We start from the raw sequence: 24,107 nt of genomic DNA, 5'->3' as shown, positions 1-24,107 counted from the left end.
AAGACAGTCCTGTGTTGTCACATTTCTGTCATCTTTAAGTAAAAGTGAAAATGGTCGGGAAAAAATTGCCGCGTCTCGCAAAAACGGCTTTTTGTCTGCTTAATGAGCAACCATACGCGATTTCAGACTGTCGTACTTACCACCCTGGCGTTTGGGCGCTAACATAGCGGGATTGCAATGACAGGAGATGTCCATGAGCGAGCAAGCCATTCGTTTAACGCAATACAGCCACGGAGCCGGTTGTGGTTGTAAAATTTCCCCGAAAGTGCTGGAAACCATCCTGCATAGCGAGCAGGCGAAGTTCGTCGACCCGAACCTGCTTGTCGGCAACGAAACCAGCGATGATGCCGCCGTTTACGATCTCGGTAATGGCACGTCAATCGTCAGCACCACCGACTTTTTTATGCCGATTGTCGATAATCCGTTCGACTTTGGCCGCATTGCCGCCACCAACGCCATCAGCGATATTTTCGCCATGGGCGGGAAACCGATTATGGCGATTGCCATTCTCGGCTGGCCGATCAACACCCTGGCGCCGGAAATCGCCCGCGAGGTGGTGGAGGGCGGGCGCTTTGCCTGCCAGCAGGCCGGGATCGCGCTGGCGGGCGGCCACTCCATTGACGCCCCGGAGCCGATCTTCGGTCTGGCGGTCACCGGCGTGGTGCCCACCGAGCGCATCAAGAAAAACAGCACCGCGCAGGCGGGCTGCAAACTGTATCTCACCAAACCGCTGGGGATCGGCGTGCTGACCACCGCAGAGAAAAAATCGCTGCTCAAGCCGGAGCATCACGGGCTGGCGACGGAGACCATGTGCCAGATGAACCTCGCCGGCGCCGCGTTTGCCGCTATCGACGGGGTGAAGGCGATGACCGACGTCACCGGCTTTGGCCTGCTCGGCCACCTCAGCGAGGTTTGTCGCGGAGCCGGCGTGCAGGCGCAACTGCGCTATGCCGATATCCCGAAACTGCCGGGGGTGGAGGAGTATATCGCCGCCGGCGCGGTGCCGGGCGGCACCGGGCGCAACTTTGCCAGCTACGGCCATCTGATGGGCGAGATGCCGACGGAGTGGCGCGATCTGCTCTGCGACCCGCAGACCTCCGGCGGTCTGCTGCTGGCGGTGACCCCGGAGGCGGAGGCGGAAGTGCAGGCTGCCGCGGCGGAGTTCGGTATTAAGCTGGCCGCCATCGGCGAGCTGGTGACCGCCCGCGGCGGACGACCCATGATCGAGATCCGTTGATTCGATGCGGTTGTTTATTGCAGAAAAACCGAGTCTCGGTCGGGCTATTGCCGATGTGTTGCCTAAACCGCATCGCAAAGGCGATGGCTTTATTGAGTGCGGCAACGGGCAGGTGGTCACCTGGTGTATCGGTCACCTGCTGGAGCAGGCGCAGCCGGACGTCTATGACAGCCGCTATGCCCGCTGGAATCTCACCGATCTGCCGATTGTACCGGAGAAATGGCAGCTGCAGCCAAAACCTTCGGTCACCAAACAGCTGAATGTCATCAAGCGCCTGCTCGGCGAGGCCGAGGAGGTTATCCACGCCGGCGACCCCGACCGTGAGGGGCAGCTGCTGGTGGATGAAGTGCTCGACTACCTGCAGCTGGCGCCGGAGAAGCGTCAGCAGGTGCAGCGCTGTCTGATAAACGATCTTAACCCGCAGGCGGTTGAGCGGGCGATCAACCGCCTGCGCGCTAACAGCGAGTTTGTGCCGCTTTGCGTGTCGGCGCTGGCGCGGGCGCGCGCCGACTGGCTGTACGGCATCAATATGACCCGGGCCTATACCCTGCTGGGGCGCAACGCCGGCTATCAGGGGGTGCTCTCCGTGGGGCGGGTGCAGACCCCGGTGCTCGGCCTGGTGGTGCGCCGCGATGAAGAGATTGAAAACTTCGTCGCCAAAGACTTCTTCGATGTCAAAGCGCATATCGTCACGCCGCAGGAGGAGCGCTTTGTCGCGACCTGGGTGCCGAGCGAAGCCTGCGAACCTTACCAGGATGAAGAAGGGCGCCTGCTGCATCGTCCGCTGGCCGAGCACGTGGTTAAGCGTATTGAAGGCCAGCCGGCGCTGGTGACCGGCTATAACGATAAGCGCGATTCCGAACCCGCGCCGCTGCCGTTTTCGCTGTCGGCGCTGCAGATTGAGGCGGCCAAACGTTTCGGCTTCAGCGCGCAAAACGTGCTGGATATCTGCCAGAAGCTGTATGAAACCCACAAGCTCATCACCTATCCGCGCTCGGACAGCCGCTACCTGCCGGAAGAACATTTCGCCGGCCGCCATGCGGTGCTGAATGCGATTGCCGTCCATGCGGCGGATCTGCTGCCGCAGCCGGTGGTGGATCCGGAGATCCGCAACCGCTGCTGGGATGATAAAAAGGTCGACGCGCACCATGCGATTATCCCGACCGCCCGCAGCAGCCAGGTCAAACTCACCGATAACGAAGCGAAGGTCTACACCCTGATCGCCCGCCAGTATCTGATGCAGTTCTGCCCGGACGCGGTGTTCCGTAAATGCCAGATTGACCTCGAGATCGCCAACGGTAAGTTTGTCGCCAAAGCGCGTTTTCTGGCCGAGGCGGGCTGGCGGACGCTGCTTGGCAGCAAAGAGCGCGATGAAGAGAACGACGGCACGCCGCTGCCGGTGGTGGCCAAAGGCGATGAACTGCTGTGCGAGAGGGGCGAAGTGGTGGAACGCCAGACGCAGCCGCCGCGCCACTTTACCGACGCCACGCTGCTGTCGGCGATGACCGGGATTGCCCGCTTCGTGCAGGATAAAGATCTGAAGAAGATCCTCCGCGCCACCGACGGCCTCGGCACCGAAGCAACCCGCGCCGGGATTATCGAGCTGCTGTTCAAGCGCGGTTTCCTGACTAAAAAAGGGCGCTATATCCACTCCTCGGAGGCCGGAAGGGCGCTGATTCATTCCCTGCCGGAGATGGCCGGTCGACCGGACATGACCGCCCACTGGGAGTCGGTATTGACGCAAATCAGCGAGAAACAGTGCCGCTATCAGGACTTTATGCAGCCGCTGGTGGGCACGCTGTATCAGCTAATCGAGCAGGCGCGCAGCACGCCGGTGCGCCAGTTCCGCGGTCTGGTGGCGCCGGGCGGGGCGAAAAAATCGTTCAGTAAAGGCAAAGCGAAAGGCAAAAAAGCGGCAGAGGATGCCGCGCCGCCGCCGCAATAACCTGCCCGGCGGCCGTGAGGAGGCCATTCCCCACGGCCGCCGTTTCTCCGCCAGACTGGTCAATGGTCTACACTAAACAGCCGGGAAGGGGGGGGACGATCGCCCCGCAGAACGGGGGGCGCCCATTGCCCTTCCCGATGCCTTGCTTAATTCTCTCACAGGCGATAAGGAGGACCCGTGAAATATATCGCTATCAGCCAACCGGGTGGCCCGGAGGTATTGCAGATCCGCGAAGGTGAGATCCCCACTATCGGGGAGCATGAGGTGCTCATCGAGGTGAAAGCGGCGGGCGTCAACCGGCCGGATATTTTGCAGCGCCAGGGTCTGTATCCCATGCCTGAGGGGGTTACCCCCGTGCCCGGCCTCGAGGTGGCGGGCGTGGTCGTGAAGGTTGGTGCGCAGGTCGCGGCCTTTGCCCCCGGGGATCGCGTCTGCGCGCTGACCAACGGCGGCGGGTATGCCGAATACTGCGCCGTCCCGGCAGGCCAGACGCTGCCGATCCCGGCGGGCCTCAGCTTTAGCGAAGCGGCCGCCATTCCGGAAACCTTCTTCACGGTGTGGGCTAACGTTTTCCAGCTCGGTAAGCTGCAGCCCGGCGAGAGCATTCTGATCCACGGCGGCGCCAGCGGGATTGGCACCACCGCGATCCTGTTGTGTCACGCGCTGGGGATGACCGTCTATGCCACCGTCGGCCAGGACGAAAAAATTGCCGCTCTGCGGCCCTACGCCACGGCGATCAACTACAAAACCGAAGATTTCGCTGAGAAAATTCATCAGCTGACCAACGATGAAGGGGTGGATGTCATTCTGGATATCGTGGGCGGCCCTTACTTTAACCGCAACCTGGGGCTGCTGAAAAAGGACGGGCGGCTGGTCATCATCGGCTTTATGGGCGGGCGAATGGCCCATGAGGTCGACATTCAGACCCTGATGCTCAAGCGGGCCACCGTCACCGGCTCCACCATGCGCGGCCGGACGGCGGCGGAGAAACAGGAGATTGCCGAGGCGCTGCGGCGCCACGTCTGGCCGCTGCTTGAGGCTGGGAAATGCAAGCCGATGATCTACGCCAGCTACCCGATGGCGGAAATTGCCGAGGCGCATGCCTGTCTGGACAGTGGTCAGCATCTGGGGAAAGTGGTGATCACGATGACATCGTGAGAGACATCCCGGCGGGCAGCCGCCGGGATGGCGTGAGGGGAGGTTAAATCACGCCCTGGGCCAGCATGGCGTCCGCCACCTTGACGAAACCAGCGATATTGGCGCCGCGCACGTAGTTGGTCTGCTTCGCTTCACCGCCGTACTGCACGCAGGCATGGTGGATATCCAGCATGATGTGATGCAGACGGGCATCCACTTTTTCCGCTTTCCAGCCCATGCGCGCGGCGTTCTGCGCCATCTCCAGACCGGACGTCGCCACGCCGCCGGCGTTGGCCGCTTTGCCCGGGGCAAACAGCACGCCAGCTTCAAGGAACAGATCGGTCGCGGCGATGGTGGTTGGCATGTTGGCGCCTTCCGCCACGGCCTTCACGCCGTTGGCAATCAGCTGGCGAGCGGCGTCGGCATCCAGTTCGTTCTGGGTGGCGCAAGGCAGAGCGATATCCACCGGCACTGACCACGGCTGCTGGCCTTCGAGATAGGTGAGGCCAAATTCGCGGGCGTAGTCGGCCACCCGGCCGTGGGCACGCTCTTTGATGTCGATCAGGCGGGCCAGTTTTTCTTTGGTGAAGCCCGCTTCGTCAACGACGGTGCCGTTGGAGTCGGAGGCGGTGACCACCCGCGCGCCAAGCTCCATCGCTTTCTCAATGGCGTATTGCGCGACGTTGCCGGAGCCGGAAACCGCCACGCGAGCGCCTTCGAAGCCGAGGCCGTGACGTTTGAGCATCGCTTCGGTGAAGTAGATCAGGCCGTAACCGGTGGCTTCCGGACGGATCAGGCTGCCGCCGAAGGAGAGGCCTTTACCGGTGAAGACGCAGGCGCTGTTGTTGGAGAGCTTACGCATCATTCCGGCCATAAAGCCGACCTCGCGGCCGCCGACGCCGATATCGCCCGCCGGTACGTCGGTATCCGGGCCCAGATGGCGATAAAGCTCGGTCATCAGCGCCTGGCAGAAGCGCATCACTTCGCCATCGCTCTTGCCTTTAGGATCGAAATCGCTGCCGCCTTTCCCGCCGCCCATCGGCAGCGTGGTCAGGGCGTTTTTGAAGGTCTGCTCGAAGCCAAGGAATTTGAGAATCGACAGGTTTACCGACGGGTGGAAGCGCATTCCGCCCTTATACGGGCCGATGGCCGAGTTGAACTGCACGCGCCACGCGCGGTTGACCTGGACCTGATTGCGGTCGTCCACCCACACCACGCGGAACTGGATCACGCGCTCCGGTTCCACCAGACGTTCCAGCAAAGCAAGCTGACGATAGCGCGGATTTTCCTCAAGGAAAGGCCACAGGGTGGTCATGACCTCCCGGACGGCTTGAGCAAATTCGGTTTGATGAGGATCGCGCTGTTGAACGCGGGTGAGAAAGCCTTCCAGAGTGCACGTCTGATCCATAGATATAAGTTCCCCTTATGGTTGTGGTTGCATGTATTTATTATGATTCGGTCCTTGAAAAAACCGATTTTCCGACTATAACACCGCTAATCCTTAGGCAAGCAAGGAAAAATTAAGCCGTCAGCAAAATTTATAATTGCCCGCCCGTCATAACTAAAAACGATGACGAGGCGGCGAGCGGATCAGCGGAGGGAAAGGGACGGGCGCCGGGCGATAAAGGCGTGCAGGAGGGGGATATCGGCCGGGGCGAGATCGAGGGTTAAGGCGTCGGCAGGAAGGCACCAGCGCAGCTGGCTGTGATAGTGGGCCAGCGGCACGCCCTGAAAATCCGGCACCCACCAGGCGTGCAGATGGATCTGACGACCGGAGACTTCCCGCTGATGGCTGGCGATATAGCATGCCGGGTGGGCGATGATGCCCATTTCCTCCTGCAGTTCCCGGGTCAGCGCCTGCGGTTGGCTTTCACCTGGCTCCACTTTGCCGCCGGCGAACTCCCACATTCCCGGCTGGTCGGCGTGGGGCGGGCGCTGCGCCAGCAGAATTTTGCCATCCTGTTCAATAATGGCGGCGACAACTTCAATCATTTTTAGCATAAGCATCAACGTTAATAAGGCCAAACTGGCCTATTATCACCGCCATAGACCTTCACTGACAACCGCCAACTCTGCTGGAGACCCTCGTGCTTGATAGCCACCTGCATCCTCGCCTCAAACCCCTCCTTAATGCTGTCGCCGGCGCGCTTGACCGCCCGGGTATTTCACCAGACAGGCTGACGCTGCTCGGTTTTGCCATCGGCGTGCTGGCTCTGCCATTTCTGGCATTAGGGTGGTATGGCGCGGCGCTGGCGGCCATTCTTCTCAACCGCCTGCTGGACGGCCTGGACGGCGCCCTGGCGCGGCGGCGCGGGCTGAGCGACGCCGGCGGTTTTCTCGATATCTCACTGGATTTTCTCTTCTATGCCCTGGTGCCGTTCGGTTTTATCCTGGCGGATCCGCAGAATAACGCCCTGGCGGGCGGCTGGCTGCTGTTTGCCTTTATCGGCACCGGCAGCAGCTTTCTCGCCTTTGCCGCGCTGGCGGCAAAGCACCAGATCGCCAATCCCGGCTACGCCCATAAATCGCTGTACTATCTCGGGGGACTGACGGAGGGGACGGAGACCATCCTGTTGTTTGTCCTTGGCTGCCTGTTTCCGGCGCATTTCGCCTGGCTGGCGTGGCTGTTTGGCGCGCTGTGCTGGCTGACGACGGCGACGCGCATCTGCAGTGGCTACCAGACCTTAAAGCGGGTAACGACCACAGCGTAAACGGGGTATCGCGCGTCGCCGACAAAGGGCGACGCGCTGAGGCGGGGCGAGTTACTGACTGCTTTCCGGGCCGCGCTCTCCGCGGGCCACCGGATTGTGCGGGTTGCTGCTCCATTCGTACCAGCCGCCGTCGTACACCGCGACGTGCGGCCAGCCCATGGCGCGGGCATACATAAAGGTTTCCGAGGCCCGCCAGCCGGTCCCGCAATAAAACGCCACTTGCTGGCTCGGCAGAATGTTCCACTGGCGCCACAGGGCAGCGATATCGTCGGCGCTGCGCATGGTGCCGTCCGGGTTATGGAAATCCTCCATGTGCGTGGAGTCGCTCCCGGCGTGGCCCCAGCGGGCGCCAGCGATGTCGCCCTTCGGCTTGATATAGCTGTAGCCGCTGGTGGTGCCGATAAACTCCGGCCACGAGCGGACGCTGACCAGCGAGGCGTCCTGACGATGCAGCAGCCCGCGGGCTTGTTCGGTATCCAGCATCAGCTGCGGCTGGCCGGGGATCGGCGCGCCGAAATCAGGCGCCGGCTGCTGCGCCGGCGGCATACCGCGCTCTACCGGCAGCCCGGCGTCGGACCAGGTCTGCCAGCCGCCGTCAAGCAGGCGCACGTCTTTGACCCCGGCGTACAGCATGATCTGCGCCACCCGCGCTGCGGCGTAGACGTCGCGACCATAGAGGATCACCGTGGTGTCATGCCGGATGCCGTGCTTCGCCAGCATCGCCTTCAGCTGCGCGTCGGACACTTTATTCCACAGCGGTTCGCTCTCCACCTCATTGGTATCGATATAGCCCGCGCCAGGGATATGGCTCAGCAGATAGAGCTTCGGCGCTCCCCAGGCGGCTTCAAACACTTTCCAGTCGCCTTCCGGGGCGGCGGCGACCGCTTTCCCTTGCTGTAGGTCGTGCAGCCACTGGGGGTAGACCAGCTGTTCGAAGTGCGGCAGCTTTTGCAGACGGTCGGTCTGGCTCAGCGCATCGCTCAGGGTGCTGAGCCGGGTGAAACCCGTTTGTTTCAGCCGCGCCGCGACGCTGACGTTATCCTCCGGGCTGCCGTACAGCGCGATGGGGGTATCGGACTGGAGCTGGTGCTGCTTAGCCCAGGCGCGGAGCTGATCGTCGCTCAAGGCGCCGAGCCAGCGGGCGGAAAGATTGAGGGCCTGCGGCTCATGGCCTTCCGGGCCGTTGGCGCGCTGCGGCCAGCCGTTGTAATAAGCGCTCAGCCGGGTGTCGATGGCCACGCCGTGCTGCTGTTGCAGGTGGGAGAGAGTGAGCGCTGGCATGGTTTCAGCGGCGCAGGTAGTGGAAGCAGCAAGCCCCATGAGCAGGGCGAGTGCGGTCAATTGAGAAACACGTTTCATCGAAATGCCCGACGGTAAAAAGTGGAGGGCGTATTCTCCACTCGCCAGGCGCCGATTTCTTTGCGGTAACGCAGGTTTGCACGCTATTGTCCTTCATTGCCAGCGCTCCATCGCCAGGCAGCGCCCCGTCGGCGGGCAGTCCTCGCGATCGTGGGTCACCAGGATCGCCGGAATGGCCTGGCGGGCCAGTTCTTCAAAGACCCAGCGGCGGAACCCGGCGCGCAGGCTGGCATCCAGGCGGCTGAAGGGCTCATCAAGCAGCAATGCCTCGGGGCGCGCCAGCAGGGCGCGCAGCAGGCTCACCCGCGCCCGCTGCCCGCCGGAGAGCGTGGCCGGATCGCGCGGGGCGAAGCCCGCCAGCCCGGCGCGGCTAAGCGCTTCCTCCACCGCGGTTTTTCGCGCCTCGCCGCGCACGTTCTCCGGCAGCGCCAGCTGTAAATTTTGCCCGACGCTGAAATGGTCGAACAGTAACGGGTCCTGAAACAGAATGCCGATGCGCCGCTGCTCTGTCGGCAGCGTATCGCAACGCCGTTCGTTGAGCCACAGTTCGCCTCGGGCGCGAAAATCGCCGGACAGGGCGCCAATCATCCAGGCAAACAGCGTTGATTTCCCGCTACCGGAGGGGCCCATCAGCGTCAGCACCTCCCCCGGGGCTACCGAAAAGGCGACCTCCCGCAGCAGCGGCTGGCGTCTCACGCTCAGAGTCAGATGGTTTACGGTTAGCACTAGCGAAGTCCTCGTCGATAGTGGCCTGCCAGCCAGGCCAGCAGAGCCGTCAGGGTAAAGCATACCGCCGGCAGCAGTAATTGCCACAGCGCCTGAGCGGCGAGCGTCTGCGCCTCGCCGCCGCTGCTGAGCGCCACCGCCTGGCTGGTGAGCGTCGGAATTCGGCCAGCCCCCAGCCATAGCGTTGGCAGATACTGCGCGATGCTCACTGAGAAGCCCACCGCCAGGGCGGTCAGCAGCGGGCGGGTCAGCGAGGGCAGAGTCAACAGCCAGAAAATACGCGTGGGTCCCCAGCCGAGCGTGCGGGCGATCACCGTCATCCGCGGATCGCGCTGGCGCCAGGCCGGGCGCAAAATAAACAGCATCCAGGGCACCACCCACAGCAGATGGCCCCACAGGACGGTCCACAAGTCACCGTCAAGCCAGGCATACAGCGCCAACCGGTACTGGCCGTCGGCCAGCGGCAGGGCCGGCAGGACCAGCGGTAGCCAGACCCAGCCATCGCCTCGCGCCGGGCCGCAGGCCAGCCACAGCAGGCAGACAGCCGCGCCGAGGGCGCAGGCCGCCAGCGCCAGCCCAAGGCTGTTGCCCAGGGCATCCATCTGCGGCGGCGCCGAGCGCGCCAGCCCCGCCAGCAATAGCGCGCCCAGCAGACCGCTCAGCGGCAGCAGCGCCGCCAGCAGGCGGCCGGGCAGGGCATGAGGATGCGGGTGACGAACACCGCGCAGATCGGGCTGGTACTGGCGCTGTAGCCGCCATCCGCCCCAGGCGACCAGCGCCAGCCCGCCGAGGATCGCCATCAGCAGCAGGCTGGCCAGCGCCCCTTTGGCCTGCTGCAGCTCATCGCCCTGGCTTAACCATTGCCACGCCAGCACGGCGAGGGTGGGCGGATTGCCGGGCCCCAGCACCAGGGCGACGTCTACCGCCGACAGGCTCCAGGCGGTGGTGGCCAGCAGCACCATGCCGAGGGCGGGCAGCAGGGCGGGCAGCACCAGCCAGCGCAGGCACTGCCAGCGGCCGTAGCCGAGGCTCTTCAGGGCGGTCGCCTGGTCGGCGAGGCGTTTCTCTCCCAGCAGGCCATAGATCACCCACAGCACAAAGGCGCTCTCTTTCAGGGCCATCGTCAGGCCAAGCCCGATGCCGTACCGGTCGACCGGCGGCGTCAGAAACGGCAACTGCTGCCAGAGCCAGCCCCCTTCGGCGAACAGCAGCAGCGCCGCCGTCGCCAGGGCGAGATGGGGCACCGCCAGCAGCAGCGGCAGACGGGAAGCCAGCCGCCGCCAGCGGGCCGAAGGCCAGAGGGCGGCGACGATGGTCAGGGCGATCAGCAGCGCGCCGCCGACGGATAACAGCGTGGAGACGAGGGTGGCGGCCAGCGCCTGGCCCAGCTGCGGGTCGGCGAACAGCGCCCGCCAGTGGACCGGGGAGAGCGCCGGCCACATCAGCCCTACGGCGGCGGGGAATAAGGGCAGATAGATGGCCGCCATCGTTCCCCAGGCCAGCAGGATCAGTGGGTACCGTAGCGGCGCAGCCATTCCTGCTCCAGCGCGTCAACCCATGCCGCGTGAGGCTCGGCAAGCACCGGCGGCAGATCCTGCGGCAGGGTGGCCGCCAGCGCCTGACGCTGTTTGTCAGGCAGACGCTGCGGGTCCAGTACGCTTGGATCGCCCCAGACGGCGGCATCCGCCTTGCGCAATTGCGCCTCTGGGGAAAGCAGGAAATTGGCGACCACTTTGGCCGCGGCGACGGCGCGTGCGTTGGCCGGGATGGTAACGAAATGGACGTTGCCGAGGGTCCCTCCGGTAAAGCCGAAGCTGTAGCTGTCCGCCGGTAACTCCCCGCTGACGGCCTTCTGGCGGGCATGGAGCGGGTTAAACGTCAGCGACAGGCGGAGGATGCCCTGGTTGAACATGGCGTCCATCCGCGCCGGCGACGCCGGGAAATCCTTACCCGCCCGCCACAGCGTCGGGTGCAGCGCATCGAGATAGCGCCACAGCGGGGCGGTGACCGCCGAGAAGGTCGCCGTCTCCGGCGGCTGGCGCAGGGCGGCAGGCTGGTCGGTGAGGGCGATCAGCAGCTGCTCCAGCAGGGCGGTACCCGTAAAGTCCGGCGGCCGCGGGTAGGTCACGCTGCCGGGATGGGCTCTGGCGAAGGCCAGCAGCGCCTGCGGGCTGGTGGGTGGCTGCGGCGTTTGCCCGCGGCGGGCGATAAACGTCAACTGGGCGCTGCCCCACGGCGACTCGGCGCCCTCGGTGGCGACAGAAAAATCTTCCTGAACCGGTTTTTGCAGATCGACATAGCGCCAGTTGGGCAGCGATTCTGCCCAGCCGGTGAGCAGCAGGTTGGCCTGTTTTAGGGTGTGAAAGTTCTCGCCGTTGATCCACAGGAGATCCACCGACCCGCCGCGGCGACGGCCGGCCTGCGCCTCAGTCTGGATGCGTTTCACCGCGTCGGCGGCATCGGCGATAGGGACAATACGCAGGTCGATCGCGTAGTGGCGTTTGACCTCCTCGCTGACCCACGCCAGATAGCGGTTGACGGCCGGGTCTCCACCCCAGGCGTTAAACCAGACGGTCTGGCCGCGGGCTTCCGTCTGGGTCTGCCGCCAGCTGTCATCGGCTTGAACCACCAGCGGCCAGAGAAGCAGCAGGCACAGACAGAGGCTGAAATCATGCAAACGGCGCATCGTTACTCCTTATGGTGCGGGGAAGAACCAGGTATCTTGCACAGCCCCTGGGCAGGGATCGCCATCGCGGCATTGAACCGCGCCGATAAATTTTGCAGGCCAATCAGGGCGGTCAGCTCGGTGAGCGCCCGGGCGTCAAAATGCGCGGCCATCGCGCTACGCAGGGCATCATCCACCTCCGGCGGCGTCTGGGTGGCGGCTTCGGCATAGGCCAGCGCCAGACGCTCTTTTTCGCTGAACAGCTTACTGCTGCGCCAGTCGGCGACCGCCAGCAGCTTGTCCTGGCTCCCGCTCCGCGCCGCGAGGGTCATGCTGGTGATATCGATGCAGAATTCGCAGTGGCACAGCTGGGCGATGCGGGCGCTGACCAGCGAGCGCAGCACCGGATCCAACGGCGAGCGGCGGCGTTCAATATAGCCCACGAACAGCGAAACCAGGTAAAACAGCCACGGGATACGTCCCCACCAGCGAATGGGGCTCAGCACCTGGCCGTAATGCCGGCGGTGCAGCCAGGCCTGCGGACGAAGGATCAGGGGGACAGTATCCAGCGGGGGTAAGCTCATGGCGACGATCTCTTATGACGTTCACGGTAAATATTTTTGGCGATGGAGATGACCACCGCCAGGGCCAAAAGCAGCGAAAGGCCGGTGGCCAGCCAGAAGGCGCCTCCGGTCAGCAGGCTCCCGGCCCAGGAATAGACGATGGTCGCCGGCAGCTGGCCCACGCCGGTGGCCAGCATAAAGGGCCAGAAGCGCAGCGAGGTCAGTCCGGCGGCATAGCTGACCGGATCAAAAGGGACAAACGGCAGCAGGCGGCAGACCAGGATCGTCTGCGCGCCATAGCGGGCGAAATAGCCGTCGACGCTGCGCAGCACCGTGCGGCCGGTGAGCTTCTCCACCATCTCGCGCCCCAGCGCTCTGGCGATGCAAAAGCAGAGCCCGGCCCCGACCATGGCGCTGAACCACGACAGCGTGCCTCCCCAGAAGGCGCCGAACAGCGCGGCGTTCGCCAGGGTGATCAGGAAGGCCGGCAGCGGGGCGACGATCGCCTGGAGGATCATTAGCGCAAAAGAGACCAGCGCCGCCTGCGTCCCCCAGGCGGCGATAAAGTCTTTGACATACTGGGGATCCAGCGACGCTAACGCCGTCAGGCTGTGTTGCAGAAAGGCTCGCCCGTCTGGGAACCACAGCCAGGAGGTCAGCCCGGCGACAGCCACCACGGCAAGGGCCAGCCTGGCGCGGCGCAGGTGACGGCGATCAGGTCGGGTCATGGCGCACCTCCTCGCCGGGCGTTGCCACACGGCGGGCGCGGGCAAACCGTTTGCCCATCTGCACCAGGGCAAACAGCAGCCCGCCGGCGAGGCTCAACTTGAGCGCGAAAGCGAGGGTCGCTCCTTCGCGGGCCAGTTCGCTGGCCATCACCGAATAGATGACCAGGCCCGGCAGGGTGGTCACGGCGGAGATCAGAGTAAAAGGCCAGAAGGGGATCGCCGTCAGGCCGTAGGCGTAATTCTGAATGTTGTAGGGGAAGAGTGGCACCAGGCGGGTGAGGATCAGGAAATCGCTGCCGCTGCGGGCGATACCGCGCTCAATGGCCTGGAAGACGGCGGTATGGCCCACATAGCGCTGCAGCAGATCGCGCCCCAGCCAGCGGGCGATCAAAAACGACAACGAAGAGGCGACGGTGGCGGCGGCAAACGAGAGCAGAGAGCCGGTCAGCGGGCCGAAAAGCACCCCGCCGGCGATCACCAGCAGGCTGCCGGGGATCAGGCACAGGGTGGCAATGATAAATAGCGCAACATAGACCAGATAGCCCCAGGCGCCATGATGGCGGAGGGTCTCCTGCAGCAGATGCAGGTGAGTCAGCAGATCGTGAAGACCAACGCGGTGGCTGATTACGGCCAGCGTGGCCGCCAGCGCGAGAAGTACCAGCCCTTTACCAATGGCCGGATGATGGCTTCTTTTTCATGAAGGGGTCTCCTGTACAGCCTGGACGCGGTGGACGTCAAAAAGTGCGCGCGACAGTATCCTGTTCCGACGACGGTCACAATGGTTTACCGTCGCTTTGTTGATTTTGCTCAGGAAATTCTGCCCCCCGCGCGGCGGGAGGCGAGAGAAGGACGTGACTTACGGCCGGAAGGTGGCCCACACCGGCGCGTGGTCGGATGGTTTTTCCATCCCGCGGATCTCATAATCGATCCCGGTCTCCACGCAGCGCTGGGCCAGAGGCTGACTGGCCAGCAGCAGGTCGATGCGCAGCCCACGGTTATCGTCAAAGCCTTTGGAGCGGTAATCAAACCACGAGAAGTGCTCATGATTGTCAGGGTTAGCCTGACGCCAGGTATCTACCAGGCCCCAGCCCAGCAGGCGATCCATCCATTCCCGTTCTTCCGGCAGGAAGGAACATTTGCCGGTGCGCAGCCAGCGTTTGCGGTTCTCTTCACCGATACCGATGTCGAGATCGGTAGGGCTGATGTTCATATCGCCCATGATCAGTACCGGATTCTCTTTGTTGAGCTCGCTCTCCAGGTAGTTCTGCAGATTCTGATAGAACGCCGCTTTGGCCGGGAATTTGGTCTCATGATCGCGGCTTTCACCCTGCGGGAAATAACCGTTAATCACCGTGACGTTACCGAAGGGCGACGGGATCTCCGCCATGATGATGCGGCGCTGAGCCTCTTCGCCATCGTTAGGGAAACCGCGGCGGACGGCAATCGGCGTCTCTTTGGTCAGCAGCGCGACGCCATAATGGCCTTTCTGGCCGTGATAAAAGACGTTATAGCCGAGTCTGGCGACCTCTTCGAGAGGGAACATGTCGTCGTGAACTTTGGTTTCCTGCAGGCCAATCACGTCCGGCTGGTGTTTTTCGACGATGGCGGCCAGTTGGTGTGGGCGGGCGCGCAGGCCGTTGATATTAAAAGAGACGAATTTCATAGTCGCTGCCACTGTGCAAGGTGAATAGTGCAGGGATGGTAGCAGAAATTCGCCAGGCTGGCTGCCATCCGATGCGTCATTCTGCCAATCGCTGCGCATGATCGTGCCGTGGGTGCCCCTTTTGCGGGCACGCCGCGCCAAAAAAGGGCAAATATCTACGATAAATTTCGCAGAAGATCACAATTACAGAATTATATCTTACCGTTGCATAACTTATCTTCTTTAATCACTGTTCATCCCCCTTTATCGGATAGTTATTCACTAAATATGCATTTTATATGAATAGCGTTAGGTTGTAACTCGTTGATATTGTGTTATCTCATCCGGTTTATGCATTTTTATCGCTGGCTGGCACGAACCGTGCAATCTACATTTACAGCGTAATAACTCATATTTATTAACATTATTGCTACTTTTAATTTACCGGAAGAGGTCGATATGTCTCAGTCAATTACGCGTAACCACTTTGATGAATGGATGATGCCGGTCTACGCGCCAGCGGCGTTTATTCCGGTGCGGGGCGCCGGGTCGCGGCTGTGGGATCAGCAGGGCAAAGAGTATATCGATTTTGCCGGCGGTATCGCCGTGAACGCGCTGGGGCATGCGCATCCGCGTCTGGTGCAGGCCCTCACCGAGCAGGCGGGCAAGTTCTGGCATACCGGCAACGGGTATACGAATGAGCCGATCCTGCGGCTGGCCAAAATGCTTATTGATGCCACTTTCGCCGACCGGGTCTTCTTCTGTAACTCCGGGGCCGAGGCCAATGAGGCGGCGCTCAAGCTGGCGCGTAAATATGCCCACGATCGCTTTGGCAGCGAGAAAAGCGGCATCGTCGCCTTCCAGAACGCTTTCCACGGGCGGACGCTGTTCACCGTTTCGGCGGGCGGTCAGCCGGCCTACTCCCGGGATTTTGCTCCGCTGCCGCCGCAGATCCAGCATGCGGTGTTTAACGATCTCGAGTCGGCAAAGGCCTTAATCAATGACCAAACCTGCGCGGTGATCGTCGAGCCGGTGCAGGGTGAAGGGGGCGTGGTGCCGGCCAGCGTCGAGTTTTTACGCGGCCTGCGTCAGCTTTGCGACCAGCACAACGCCCTGCTGATTTTCGATGAAGTGCAGACTGGGGTCGGGCGCACCGGCGAGCTGTACGCCTATATGCACTACGGCGTGACGCCCGATGTGCTGACTACCGCCAAAGCGCTGGGCGGCGGCTTCCCCATCGGCGCGCTGCTGGCCACAGAGGCCTGCGCCAGCGTGATGACCGTCGGCACCCACGGCACCACCTACGGCGGTAACCCGCTGGCGGGGGCGGTGGCCGGCGAGCTGCTGTCGATCGTCAACACCCCGGAAGTGCTCTCCGGCGTCAGACAGCGCCATCAGTGGTTTTGCGAACGTCTGCAGGCGATCAACGCCCGCTATGGCCTGTTCAAGGAGATCCGCGGCCTGGGGCTGTTGCTCGGCTGCGTGCTGAACGACGCCTGGGCCGGGAAGGCGAAAGCCCTCAGCAACCTGGCGGCGGAAGAGGGGGTGATGATCTTGATCGCCGGCGCCAACGTGGTGCGTTTCGCTCCGGCGCTGAACGTCAGTGAAGAAGAGGTGAACAGCGGTCTGGATCGCGTCGAGCGGGCCTGCGCGCGTTTCATGGCGGGAGTCTCATCATGATGGTTATTCGACCGGTGGAGCCGGGCGATCTGCCCGGGCTGCTGAAGCTGGCAGCGGAGACCGGCGGCGGGCTGACCTCGCTGCCGGTGGATGAAGCGACCCTCGCGGCGCGGATCGCCCGCTCGCAGCAAACCTGGCGCGGCGAGCTGCCGAAAAGCGAGCAGGGCTATGTCTTTGTGCTGGAGGAGAGCGAGAGCGGCACGGTGGTGGGCATCTGCGCGATAGAGGTGGCGGTGGGCCTCAACGATCCCTGGTACAACTACCGGGTCGGCACTCAGGTCCATGCCTCGAAGGAGCTTAACGTCTATCAGGCGCTGCCGACGCTGTTTCTCAGCAACGACCACACCGGCAGCAGTGAGCTGTGCACCCTGTTCCTCGACCCGCAGTGGCGCAAAGAGGGCAATGGCTATCTGCTGTCGAAATCGCGCTTCTTATTTATGGCCGCTTTTCGCGAGCGCTTCAATGAGAAGGTGGTCGCCGAGATGCGCGGGGTGATTGACGAGCACGGCTATTCCCCGTTCTGGGAGAGCCTGGGCAAACGCTTTTTCGCCATGGAGTTTTCCCGCGCCGACTACCTGTGCGGCACCGGACAAAAGGCTTTCATTGCCGCCCTGATGCCCAAGCATCCGCTGTATATCGATTTCCTCACCCCCGAGGCGCAGGCGGTGATCGGCAAGGTCCATCCGCAGACCGCCCCGGCCCGGACGGTGCTGGAGAAAGAGGGATTCCGCTACCTGAACTACATCGATATTTTCGACGGAGGCCCGACCCTGGAGTGCGATATCGACCGGGTGCGGGCGATCCGCAAAAGCCGTCTGGTGACCACCGAGGCCGGCGAAACGCCACCCGGCGACTGGCCGTTGTGCCTGGTGGCGAACGAACAGTATCACCAGTTCCGCGCCCTGCTGGTGCATGCCGACCCGGATGGCGACACCCTGACCCTCAGCGCCCGCGAGCTGGATATGCTGAAGTGTCATGCTGGCGACCAGGTGCGCATGGTGCGCTTGATCCCTGAGGAGAAAACCGCATGAGTCTGTGGATTAACGGTGAATGGCGGCCCGGCGATGGGCCGCGCTTCAGCAAACAGGATCCGGTCAACCTGAAGATTGTCTGGCAGGGCGAGGCGGCGGATGCCGGGCAGGTTGCCGAGGCGGTCGCGGCTGCCCGCCAGGCGTTCCCGGCCTGGGCGCGGCTGCCGTTTGCCGACCGCCAGGCCATCGTCGAAAAGTTTGCCAGCCTGCTGGAGGCCAGCAAGGCGGAGCTGACGGCGATTATCGGCGCCGAGACCGGAAAGCCGCGCTGGGAGGCGGCCGGGGAAGTGACGGCGATGATCAACAAGGTGGCGATCTCGGTGAAGGCGTATCACACCCGCACTGGTGAACAGCACAGCGATCTGCCCGATGGCGCCGCGACGCTGCGTCACCGGCCGCATGGCGTGCTGGCGGTCTTTGGTCCCTATAACTTTCCCGGCCATCTGCCGAACGGGCATATCGTGCCGGCGTTGCTGGCGGGCAATACTGTGGTATTTAAACCCAGCGAATTAACCCCGCACAGCGGCGAAGCGGTGGTGAAGCTGTGGGAGCAAGCTGGCCTGCCCGCCGGCGTGCTCAACCTGCTGCAGGGCGGTCGGGAAACCGGCGAGGCGCTCAGCGGCCAGGCGGACATCGATGGGCTGCTGTTTACCGGCAGCTCGACCACCGGTTTTCATCTGCATCGCCAGCTGGCCGGGCAGCCGCAAAAGATCCTTGCGCTGGAGATGGGCGGCAATAATCCGCTGATCGTTGACGACCCACGGGACGTCGATGCCGCGGTGCATCTGACCATCCAGTCCGCCTTTATTACCGCCGGCCAGCGCTGCACCTGCGCCCGACGTCTGCTGGTCCGGCGCGGAGAGGCGGGGGATGCCTTCCTCTCCAGGCTGGTGACGGTCAGCCAACGGCTGATCCCCGCGGCGTGGGACGCTGAGCCGCAGCCGTTTCTCGGCGGGCTTATCTCTGAACAGGCCGCGCAGAAAGTGCATCAGGCCTGGCTGCAGCGGGTCGCTGCTGGCGCGGTCACCCTGCTGGAGCCGCGGTTATTGCAGGCCGGGACGTCGCTGCTGACGCCGGGGATTGTCAACATGAGCGACATGACCCAGGTCGAGGATGAAGAGGTGTTCGGCCCGCTGCTTGGCGTCTGGCGCTACGATACTTTCGAAGAGGCGATTGCCCTGGCCAACGCCACCCGCTTCGGCCTCTCCTGCGGGTTAATCTCCCCGGAACGAGAGAAGTTCGATCGGCTGCTGCTTGAGGCACGGGCCGGGATAGTCAACTGGAACAAACCCCTGACCGGGGCGGCGAGTACCGCGCCGTTCGGCGGCACCGGAGCCTCAGGCAATCATCGCCCCGGGGCCTGGTATGCCGCAGATTATTGCGCCTGGCCGATGGCCAGTCTCGAATCGCCGACCCTGACGCTGCCCGCCAGTCTCAATCCGGGGCTCGACTTCCGGGCCGGGGAGGCGTTATGACCGCCCGCGAAGTCAACTTTGATGGTCTGCCCGGACTGACCCATCACTACGCAGGGCTCTCCTTTGGCAATGAGGCCTCCACCCGGCACCGCTATCGGGTGTCGAACCCGCAGCTGGCGGCGAAGCAGGGGCTGAAAAAAATGAAAGCCCTTGCCGACGCCGGCTATCCGCAGGCGGTGATCCCCCCTCAGGAACGACCCAACGTGCCGCTCCTGCGTCAGCTGGGCTTTAGCGGCAGCGATGAGCAGGTGGTGGCCCGTGCGGCCCAGCAGGATCCGGATCTGTTGTCGGCGGTGAGTTCGGCCTCGGCGATGTGGGTGGCGAACGCCGCGACCGTCTGTCCCTCCGCCGATTCGCTGGATGGCCTGGTGCACCTGACGGTGGCGAATCTGCAGGATAAATTCCACCGCGCCAGTGAAGCCCCCACCACCGGGGCGCTGCTGCAGGCGATATTCCCGGACCGCACGCGATTTGCCATCCACCCGGCGCTGCCTGCCTCTGCCTGGTTTGGCGACGAAGGGGCGGCGAACCATAACCGTCTCGGCGGCGAATATGGCGCCCCCGGCGTCCAGCTATTTGTCTATGGCCGCCGTCGGGGAAGCGAGGAGGCGCCACGTCGCTATCCGGCGCGGCAAACCCTTGAGGCAAGCCAGGCGGTGGCGCGCCTCAATCAGGTCAATCCCCGCCAGCTGATCTTCGCCCGCCAGCATCCGGCGGCGATCGACAAGGGGGTTTTTCATAACGACGTCATCGCGGTGAGCAACCGTCAGGTCCTGTTCTGCCATGAGCAGGCCTTTGCCGACCAGGACGCGGTTTTGCAGCAGCTTGCGCAGCAGGTGCCGGGCTTTATCCCGTTGGTGGTTCCCGCCAGCCGGGTCACGGTGGAAGAGGCAGTTGCTACCTATCTGTTCAACAGTCAGCTGTTGAGCCGGGCGGACGGCAGCATGGCGCTGATCCTGCCCCAGGAAGCCCAGGCGCATCCGGGCGTGTGGAACTATCTTAATGAGCTGCTGGCCGCAGATAACCCCATCGCCGCGCTGCAGGTGTTTGATCTGCGCGAGAGTATGGCCAACGGCGGCGGTCCGGCGTGCCTGCGCCTGCGGGTGGTGTTGACGGCCGAGGAGTATCAGGCGGTCAATCCGCACGTCCTGATGAACGATACGCTGTTTGCCACCCTCAATGACTGGGTGGATCGCTACTATCGCGACCGCCTCACCCAGGCCGACCTCGCCGACCCACAGCTGCTGCGGGAAGGGCGCGATGCGCTGGATCGGTTGACCCAGATCCTGCAGCTCGGTTCGGTTTATCCATTTCAGCAATAAGGGGGCGCGGTGGAACACTTTCTGGCATTAACCCTGGCGGGGCGATTGCCCCATCACTTTCACGGCGAGACGGCCCATTTCCGCTGGCACTGGCTCGGCGAGGGGATCCTCGAGCTGACGCCGCATGCGCGCTGCGAGCGCGGGCTGGTGCTTTCCTGCGCCATCCATGGCAACGAAACGGCGCCGGTGGAGATTGTCGACCGGCTGGTGCAGCGGCTGGTCCGGGAGGCTCTCCCCCTGCGCTGGCGGCTGCTGGTGATCGTCGGTAACCCGCCGGCGCTGCGGGCGAATAAACGCTATCTGCACAGCGATATGAACCGGATGTTTGGCGAGCGCTGGCGGCAGTTCCCGGCCAGCGAGGAGACGCAGCGGGCGCAGCGGCTGGAGCAGGCGGTGGCCCGTTTCTATCGCGACCATGATGGTCCGCGCTGGCACCTCGATCTGCATACCGCGATCCGCGGGTCGCTGCATCCGCGCTTCGGCGTGCTCCCGGCCCGCGATACGCCCTGGGAGGAGGATTTTCTTCACTGGTTGGGCGGCGCCGGGCTGGAGGCGCTGGTGTTTCATCGCCAGCCGGGCGGGACCTTCACCCATTTCAGCTGCGAACGGTTCGCGGCGCTGGCCTGCACTCTTGAACTGGGTAAAGCGCTGCCGTTGGGGGAAAACGATCTAACGCAGTTTGCCGCCGCCGAGGGGGCTATCTCCCGGTTGCTGGTGGGGGATCTGGCCATTGCCGACGCCCCGGCGCCGCTGCGCTACCGGGTGGTGCAGCAGATCACCCGTCATAGCGATGATTTCCGCTTGCATATGGCGGATCGGACGCTGAACTTCACCCCCTTCGCCCCTGGCACGCTGCTGGCGGAGGAGGGGGAGACGCGGTATGTGGTGGGGGCAGAGCCGGAGTATGTTCTGTTTCCCAATCCGGCGGTGGCCAGGGGGCTGCGCGCTGGCCTGATGCTGGAAAAATTACCCTGAGGGCAAGCCGTCCGCCGGGCGGCCTGCTTTATTTCGCGCGTCGTTGTTCATCTTCTTATTTTTTCGTGCGCCAGTGTAAATTTGCAGATTATTCCTGGTAAAATGCTTTGTTTTTAATCTCCTCTTCTTTATACTCTCCATAATTGTTCTGCAAAACAGCAAGTTATTTATTTTTTATTGCAATTCTTCGTTCAAATTCCTTATTTCCTCCATAATTGGTGAGAAACTGTTTTTTACACTTTCATTGTTTTACTCTTGCTCTGACTAATTGACGATAAACGTCGTAAAGTTAATCTCGTCAACACGGCAACGCGCCGTAAGAATAACGTAAAGTAAGGATTGAATGATGAAGAAACTCACTGCACTGTTTGTTGCCTCTACTCTGGCTCTGGGCGCGGCTAACCTGGCACACGCCGCCGATACCACCACCGCGCCGAGCGACAGCAAGCCGATGATGATGCATCATAAAGGCGGCCCGGGTCAGCATGACATGATGTTTAAAGGGCTGAACCTGACCGATGCGCAGAAGCAGCAGATCCGCGACATCATGAAGAGCCAGCGCGAAAACATGAAGCGTCCGTCCCTTGACGAACGTCGCGCGATGCACGAGCTGATCGCCAGCGATACCTTCGACAAGGCGAAAGCGGAAGCGCAGATCGATAAGATGGAAGCGCAGCACAAAGCGATGGCGCTGTCCCGCCTGGAAACGCAGAACAAGATCTACAACATTCTGACCCCAGAGCAGAAAAAACAGTTCAATGCCAATTTTGAGAAGCATCTGACAGAACGCAACGCGCCGGCAGGTAAAATGCCTGCACCCGCTGAATAATGTAGCGCACTGAATCAAGACCGCCGGTCTTGCCCAATAATGCCATCAGGCGTTGGGCAGGGCCGGCGGTTTTTTCTTTCTGGTCTTTCAGCCAAGCGGATGCAACGGGTAGTTGCCGCTGAGCAAAGGCTTACAGAGGATTTTGTAACCATCCTGGTCGAATCCGGCGGGCAGGCGGGTCAGCGCAGCGGCCTCATTGAGCGAGTCGACGGCTCCCAGCCACAGCCAGTTATGAATGACATGATACTGCGTCATATCCGGGCCGCGCTCCTCCAGCGCCACCGGTCCTGCCCACGGCCAGCACACCAGCTGCAGCTTGCTCATCTGCGCCAGCAGACGCTGACGGTGCGCCTCCACGCTCTCCTTTCCACAGCAGGCGCCGGCGCAGCGGCCCAGTGCGGATCGAAAGCAGGCGCGGCCGCGGCTGAGCGGCTCCAGACCGAGCAGGCCGTAACAGAGGCGCTGTTCGTCAGCAAGGCTCTGCAGCATCTGCAGCGCCGCCCGCCGGTTGGCGAACAGACCATAGAGATGCTGCTGGTGCGAGAAATCAACCTCGCGGGCATAGACAATCTGCGGCCGGTCGTCCGCAAGCAGCCAGGCGCAGAGTTGCTTGTTACGCCGTAGCCGCTTGTTAAACAGCGGCTGCTGCTCTTTAATCAACCGCGCCTCCAGCAGCAGCGCGCCCAGCTCGCCAGCGGTGCGCTGCCAGGTGATACGCCGGGACTGACGCAGCATCGCCGCCTCTTCAGGGGTGCGCAGGTGGGAGAGCACCCGACTGCGGAGGTTGACGCTCTTGCCGATATAGAGCGGCATCGTGTCGCTATCGCCGTGAAACTGATAGACGCCCGGCAGCTTCGGCAGCGCCTCCAGCCACGGGCGAAGGTGTTCGGGATATTCATAGATCGCCGCCGCCTCAAACTCCAGACGCGGGGCAGATTGCTTTCTGGCCACAATAACTCCTGATACTGTCTATCTATCCAGTATAGCAGGCGGTTTTTGCGGCGAAAAGCGCAAAAAACAACCCCGGCGCGGGCCGGGGCGGGGAAGGGACTATTTTTTCCAGAAATCGTCAAAGACGGTGATCGGTGGCCGACGCTTGTGTTCGGTTTTCAGATACCAGCCTTCGATCGTTTTGGCGATGCTGGGGTCCAGCGTTTTGCCTTCCAGATAGTCGTCGATATTCTCATAGGTCACCCCCAGCGCCACTTCATCCGGCAGGGAGGGGCGATCGTCTTCCAGATCGGCGGTCGGTAACTTCTTATACAGATGTTCCGGGCAGCCGAGATGGGCCAGCAGCTGTTTGCCCTGACGTTTGTTCAGGCGGAAGATCGGGTTGATGTCGGTGCCGCCGTCGCCATATTTGGTGAAGAAGCCGGTAATCGCCTCCGCCGCATGGTCGGTGCCGACTACCACCCCTTGGGTCATTCCGGCGATGCTGTACTGGGCTTTCATGCGCTCACGGGCTTTTTCGTTGCCGCGAACGAAGTCGCTCAGTTCGATCCCCGCTTCGCGCAGCGCCTGTTCGCTTGCCAGTACCGAGGCTTTGATATTCACCGTCACCACCCGGTCAGGCTGAATAAAGGCGATGGCATCCTGGCAGTCCTGCTCATCCGCCTGCACGCCGTAGGGTAAACGGACGGCGATAAACTGCAGGCTGCTGTCGCCCGTCTCGGCGCGCAGTTCATTGATCGCCATCTGGCACAGTTTCCCCGTCAGGGTCGAGTCCTGGCCGCCGCTGATACCTAGCACCAGCGATTTAATAAAAGGGTAAGTCTGCAGATAGGATTTCAGGAAATCGACGCTGCGACGGATCTCGTCTGCGGCATCAATCTGCGGCTTCGCGCCCAGCGCCTGAATAATCTCTTGTTGTAGCGTCATCGCGCCCTCCGAAAGTGAATCTGTTTGGCAACCTGTTGGCTTAAAGCTACCTCTTTGCCGCTGAAACGACAAGGACCGGGGTTTTGACTGCCGGAAAAGAAGGCAATCAATGACATAGGATTTCATTATAGATGCCACCGCGCAGGAGAAAGCGCCGGTCGGCGGCGGAGCGTCAATCCTGTTTACGTAATAACACACTCAGAC

Annotated in this window: 23 protein-coding genes; 11 read left to right on the top strand and 12 right to left on the bottom strand. The window is 62.6% G+C overall.

The genetic code is table 11. The features are described 5' to 3' along the window. Window positions 1–193: 193 nt before the first annotated feature. From selD to GT756_RS01900, 3 genes are all read left to right on the top strand, one after another. The gene (gene selD, locus GT756_RS01910) at window positions 194–1,237 is read left to right on the top strand and encodes a selenide, water dikinase SelD (RefSeq protein WP_004203794.1); all 1,044 of its coding nucleotides are present in this window, start codon (window positions 194–196) and stop codon (window positions 1,235–1,237) included. A 4-nt stretch (window positions 1,238–1,241) separates the two neighbouring features. Then, window positions 1,242–3,182 (top strand): DNA topoisomerase III, encoded by a 1,941-nt coding sequence (locus GT756_RS01905; protein ID WP_004203795.1) that lies wholly within the window; start codon window positions 1,242–1,244, stop codon window positions 3,180–3,182. Window positions 3,183–3,359: 177 nt separating this feature from the next. Continuing rightward, complete coding sequence (locus tag GT756_RS01900) at window positions 3,360–4,340, top strand: NAD(P)H-quinone oxidoreductase (RefSeq protein WP_023318004.1); 981 nt, start codon at window positions 3,360–3,362, stop codon at window positions 4,338–4,340. A gap of 43 nt (window positions 4,341–4,383) precedes the next feature. On the opposite strand, the gene gdhA is transcribed toward GT756_RS01900, so the two are convergent. Both gdhA and GT756_RS01890 read right to left on the bottom strand, forming a co-directional pair. Beyond that, entirely contained in the window at window positions 4,384–5,727 is a 1,344-nt protein-coding gene (gene gdhA / locus GT756_RS01895) for an NADP-specific glutamate dehydrogenase (protein WP_004203797.1), read from the bottom strand. A gap of 182 nt (window positions 5,728–5,909) precedes the next feature. Then, a complete protein-coding gene (locus GT756_RS01890) occupies window positions 5,910–6,320 on the bottom strand; it encodes a pyrimidine (deoxy)nucleoside triphosphate diphosphatase (protein ID WP_025999077.1) in 411 nt (136 codons plus the stop codon). Between the two features lie 86 nt (window positions 6,321–6,406). Here GT756_RS01890 and GT756_RS01885 point away from each other — a divergent pair, with 86 nt between their 5' ends. Further along, window positions 6,407–7,030 (top strand): CDP-alcohol phosphatidyltransferase family protein, encoded by a 624-nt coding sequence (locus GT756_RS01885; RefSeq protein ID WP_160124535.1) that lies wholly within the window; start codon window positions 6,407–6,409, stop codon window positions 7,028–7,030. Window positions 7,031–7,081: 51 nt separating this feature from the next. Here GT756_RS01885 and GT756_RS01880 read toward each other — a convergent pair whose 3' ends face one another. From GT756_RS01880 to GT756_RS01850, 7 genes are all read right to left on the bottom strand, one after another. Beyond that, on the bottom strand, window positions 7,082–8,389 hold the full coding sequence (locus GT756_RS01880; protein ID WP_160124534.1) for a sulfurtransferase: 1,308 nt from the start codon (window positions 8,387–8,389) through the stop codon (window positions 7,082–7,084). Between the two features lie 93 nt (window positions 8,390–8,482). After that, a complete protein-coding gene (locus tag GT756_RS01875; protein ID WP_004148072.1) occupies window positions 8,483–9,115 on the bottom strand; it encodes an ATP-binding cassette domain-containing protein in 633 nt (210 codons plus the stop codon). Further along, window positions 9,115–10,650 carry an ABC transporter permease subunit gene (locus tag GT756_RS01870; RefSeq protein ID WP_160124533.1) on the bottom strand — a complete coding sequence of 512 codons (1,536 nt, stop codon included), beginning with the start codon at window positions 10,648–10,650 and terminating at the stop codon, window positions 9,115–9,117. Before GT756_RS01870 ends, GT756_RS01875 begins: the two co-directional genes overlap by 1 nt. Continuing rightward, window positions 10,623–11,801, bottom strand: coding sequence for an ABC transporter substrate-binding protein (locus GT756_RS01865; protein ID WP_080837509.1), 1,179 nt, complete (start codon window positions 11,799–11,801; stop codon window positions 10,623–10,625). Before GT756_RS01865 ends, GT756_RS01870 begins: the two co-directional genes overlap by 28 nt. A gap of 2 nt (window positions 11,802–11,803) precedes the next feature. Next, window positions 11,804–12,364: a carboxymuconolactone decarboxylase family protein gene (locus GT756_RS01860; protein WP_043521274.1), complete on the bottom strand. Its 561-nt coding sequence runs from the start codon at window positions 12,362–12,364 to the stop codon at window positions 11,804–11,806. After that, entirely contained in the window at window positions 12,361–13,071 is a 711-nt protein-coding gene (locus GT756_RS01855) for a TVP38/TMEM64 family protein (protein ID WP_064150260.1), read from the bottom strand. Before GT756_RS01855 ends, GT756_RS01860 begins: the two co-directional genes overlap by 4 nt. Next, entirely contained in the window at window positions 13,058–13,696 is a 639-nt protein-coding gene (locus GT756_RS01850) for a TVP38/TMEM64 family protein (protein ID WP_224052166.1), read from the bottom strand. Before GT756_RS01850 ends, GT756_RS01855 begins: the two co-directional genes overlap by 14 nt. Between GT756_RS01850 and GT756_RS26085 the strand changes: the two genes are divergently transcribed. Then, the gene (locus tag GT756_RS26085) at window positions 13,628–13,771 is read left to right on the top strand and encodes a hypothetical protein (RefSeq protein ID WP_227514886.1); all 144 of its coding nucleotides are present in this window, start codon (window positions 13,628–13,630) and stop codon (window positions 13,769–13,771) included. The two genes, GT756_RS01850 and GT756_RS26085, sit on opposite strands and share 69 nt — an antisense overlap. A 156-nt stretch (window positions 13,772–13,927) precedes the next feature. Here the strand turns inward: GT756_RS26085 and xthA are convergent, their stop codons facing one another. After that, window positions 13,928–14,734, bottom strand: coding sequence for an exodeoxyribonuclease III (gene xthA / locus GT756_RS01845; RefSeq protein WP_004203811.1), 807 nt, complete (start codon window positions 14,732–14,734; stop codon window positions 13,928–13,930). A gap of 438 nt (window positions 14,735–15,172) precedes the next feature. On the opposite strand from xthA, the gene GT756_RS01840 reads away from it, so the two are divergent. The 6 genes from GT756_RS01840 (at window position 15,173) to spy (ending at window position 22,025) form a co-directional block, all read left to right on the top strand. Beyond that, window positions 15,173–16,393 (top strand): aspartate aminotransferase family protein, encoded by a 1,221-nt coding sequence (locus GT756_RS01840; protein WP_080837511.1) that lies wholly within the window; start codon window positions 15,173–15,175, stop codon window positions 16,391–16,393. Continuing rightward, entirely contained in the window at window positions 16,390–17,424 is a 1,035-nt protein-coding gene (astA, locus tag GT756_RS01835; protein WP_023318013.1) for an arginine N-succinyltransferase, read from the top strand. Before GT756_RS01840 ends, astA begins: the two co-directional genes overlap by 4 nt. Beyond that, window positions 17,421–18,899 carry a succinylglutamate-semialdehyde dehydrogenase gene (gene astD / locus GT756_RS01830; RefSeq protein ID WP_060657053.1) on the top strand — a complete coding sequence of 493 codons (1,479 nt, stop codon included), beginning with the start codon at window positions 17,421–17,423 and terminating at the stop codon, window positions 18,897–18,899. The genes astA and astD overlap by 4 nt, the downstream gene beginning before the upstream one ends. Next, on the top strand, window positions 18,896–20,221 hold the full coding sequence (astB, locus tag GT756_RS01825; protein WP_065904694.1) for an N-succinylarginine dihydrolase: 1,326 nt from the start codon (window positions 18,896–18,898) through the stop codon (window positions 20,219–20,221). The genes astD and astB overlap by 4 nt, the downstream gene beginning before the upstream one ends. Before the next feature lie 9 nt (window positions 20,222–20,230). Continuing rightward, complete coding sequence (gene astE, locus GT756_RS01820; RefSeq protein ID WP_114508066.1) at window positions 20,231–21,196, top strand: succinylglutamate desuccinylase; 966 nt, start codon at window positions 20,231–20,233, stop codon at window positions 21,194–21,196. Window positions 21,197–21,539: 343 nt separating this feature from the next. Continuing rightward, a complete protein-coding gene (gene spy, locus GT756_RS01815; protein WP_072096650.1) occupies window positions 21,540–22,025 on the top strand; it encodes an ATP-independent periplasmic protein-refolding chaperone Spy in 486 nt (161 codons plus the stop codon). 87 nt (window positions 22,026–22,112) lie between these two features. Here spy and cho read toward each other — a convergent pair whose 3' ends face one another. Further along, entirely contained in the window at window positions 22,113–22,976 is an 864-nt protein-coding gene (gene cho / locus GT756_RS01810; RefSeq protein ID WP_043521266.1) for an excinuclease Cho, read from the bottom strand. Window positions 22,977–23,075: 99 nt separating this feature from the next. Continuing rightward, window positions 23,076–23,903 carry an ammonia-dependent NAD(+) synthetase gene (gene nadE, locus GT756_RS01805; RefSeq protein WP_160124532.1) on the bottom strand — a complete coding sequence of 276 codons (828 nt, stop codon included), beginning with the start codon at window positions 23,901–23,903 and terminating at the stop codon, window positions 23,076–23,078. Window positions 23,904–24,107: the final 204 nt, after the last annotated feature.

This window comes from Klebsiella sp. Q2 (genome assembly GCF_009900705.1).
Classification (GTDB): domain Bacteria; phylum Pseudomonadota; class Gammaproteobacteria; order Enterobacterales; family Enterobacteriaceae; genus Klebsiella; species Klebsiella quasipneumoniae.
The sequence above is the reverse complement of the archived record's forward strand: the minus strand, read 5'-3'. Positions and strand labels throughout refer to the sequence as shown.

Bases quoted from the DNA above. Each gene is read 5' to 3' on its own strand.
- GT756_RS01860 (WP_043521274.1), bottom strand. From the start codon at position 12,364: ATGAGCTTACCCCCGCTGGATACTGTCCCCCTGATCCTTCGTCCGCAG.
- astB (WP_065904694.1), top strand. From the start codon at position 18,896: ATGACCGCCCGCGAAGTCAACTTTGATGGTCTGCCCGGACTGACCCAT.
- nadE (WP_160124532.1), bottom strand. From the start codon at position 23,903: ATGACGCTACAACAAGAGATTATTCAGGCGCTGGGCGCGAAGCCGCAG.
- gdhA (WP_004203797.1), bottom strand. From the start codon at position 5,727: ATGGATCAGACGTGCACTCTGGAAGGCTTTCTCACCCGCGTTCAACAG.
- astD (WP_060657053.1), top strand. From the start codon at position 17,421: ATGAGTCTGTGGATTAACGGTGAATGGCGGCCCGGCGATGGGCCGCGC.
- astA (WP_023318013.1), top strand. From the start codon at position 16,390: ATGATGGTTATTCGACCGGTGGAGCCGGGCGATCTGCCCGGGCTGCTG.
- spy (WP_072096650.1), top strand. From the start codon at position 21,540: ATGATGAAGAAACTCACTGCACTGTTTGTTGCCTCTACTCTGGCTCTG.
- xthA (WP_004203811.1), bottom strand. From the start codon at position 14,734: ATGAAATTCGTCTCTTTTAATATCAACGGCCTGCGCGCCCGCCCACAC.
- GT756_RS01880 (WP_160124534.1), bottom strand. From the start codon at position 8,389: ATGAAACGTGTTTCTCAATTGACCGCACTCGCCCTGCTCATGGGGCTT.
- GT756_RS01855 (WP_064150260.1), bottom strand. From the start codon at position 13,071: ATGACCCGACCTGATCGCCGTCACCTGCGCCGCGCCAGGCTGGCCCTT.
- GT756_RS01870 (WP_160124533.1), bottom strand. From the start codon at position 10,650: ATGGCTGCGCCGCTACGGTACCCACTGATCCTGCTGGCCTGGGGAACG.
- GT756_RS26085 (WP_227514886.1), top strand. From the start codon at position 13,628: ATGGCGGAGGGTCTCCTGCAGCAGATGCAGGTGAGTCAGCAGATCGTG.
- GT756_RS01865 (WP_080837509.1), bottom strand. From the start codon at position 11,801: ATGCGCCGTTTGCATGATTTCAGCCTCTGTCTGTGCCTGCTGCTTCTC.
- GT756_RS01890 (WP_025999077.1), bottom strand. From the start codon at position 6,320: ATGCTAAAAATGATTGAAGTTGTCGCCGCCATTATTGAACAGGATGGC.
- selD (WP_004203794.1), top strand. From the start codon at position 194: ATGAGCGAGCAAGCCATTCGTTTAACGCAATACAGCCACGGAGCCGGT.
- GT756_RS01905 (WP_004203795.1), top strand. From the start codon at position 1,242: ATGCGGTTGTTTATTGCAGAAAAACCGAGTCTCGGTCGGGCTATTGCC.
- GT756_RS01840 (WP_080837511.1), top strand. From the start codon at position 15,173: ATGTCTCAGTCAATTACGCGTAACCACTTTGATGAATGGATGATGCCG.